The organism is Burkholderia sp. BCC1993 (assembly GCF_905339865.1).
Lineage (GTDB): Bacteria > Pseudomonadota > Gammaproteobacteria > Burkholderiales > Burkholderiaceae > Burkholderia.
In genome coordinates this window covers 1-396 of record NZ_CAJPGZ010000074.1, presented here as the reverse complement: position 1 = coordinate 396, position 396 = coordinate 1, and the positions used below count along the sequence as shown (strand labels likewise).

Below are 396 nucleotides of genomic sequence, written 5' to 3'. Positions count from 1 at the left end.
TCAGGCGTCGACGTCGTCGACGTCGGCATGGTGCCCACGCCGGTCGGCTATTTCGCGGCGAGCGTGCCGCTCGCACTGAAGGGCGGCGAGCGCCGCGTCGATTCGTGCATCGTCGTCACCGGCAGCCACAACCCGCCCGACTACAACGGCTTCAAGATGGTGCTGCGCGGCGCGGCGATCTACGGCGAGCAGATCCAGGCGCTGTACCGCCGCATCGTCGACGAGCGGTTCGAAACGGGCAGCGGCGCGTTCGAGCAGTTCGACGTCGCCGATCAGTACATCGCGCGCATCGTTGGCGACATCAAGCTCGCGCGCCCGCTGAAGCTCGTCGTCGACGCCGGTAACGGCGTCGCGGGGCCGCTCGCGACGCGCCTGTTCAAGGCGCTCGGCTGCACG

The 396-nt window shown here is 69.2% G+C and carries 1 pseudogene; it reads left to right on the top strand.

Going from position 1 to position 396, the window contains the following annotated elements:
• Positions 1–396: pseudogene (locus U4Y91_RS36630) on the top strand (phosphomannomutase/phosphoglucomutase); the annotation flags it as partial.